At 48.1% G+C, this 374-nt stretch carries 1 tRNA gene; it reads left to right on the top strand.

The features are described 5' to 3' along the window. Positions 1 to 132 precede the first annotated feature (132 nt). Positions 133 to 208, top strand: a tRNA-Glu gene (locus PGR79_RS23830). Positions 209 to 374: the final 166 nt, after the last annotated feature.

The following is a 374-nucleotide window of genomic DNA, read 5'->3' as shown; positions in this document are numbered from 1 at the left end:
CGTAACAAGGTAACCGTAGGGGAACCTGCGGTTGGATCACCTCCTTACCTTAAAGAACCTGCCTTTGTAGTGCTCACACAGATTGTCTGATGAAAGTAGAGAAGCAAGGCGTCTTGCGATTGAGACTTCAGTGTCCCCTTCGTCTAGAGGCCCAGGACACCGCCCTTTCACGGCGGTAACAGGGGTTCGAATCCCCTAGGGGACGCCACTTGCTGGTTCGTGAGTGAAAGACGCGCGCCGACATATCTCAAAACTCATCTTCGGGTGACGTTTGAGATATTTGCTCTTTAAAAATCTGGATCAAGCTGAAAATTGAAACGACACACAGTTAATGTGTGTTCGAGTCTCTCAAATTTTCGCAATCAGAAGTGAAA

Source organism: Klebsiella sp. 141161 (assembly GCF_050600815.1).
GTDB lineage: Bacteria > Pseudomonadota > Gammaproteobacteria > Enterobacterales > Enterobacteriaceae > Klebsiella > Klebsiella aerogenes.
This window is presented reverse-complemented; position numbering and strand designations above follow the sequence as displayed.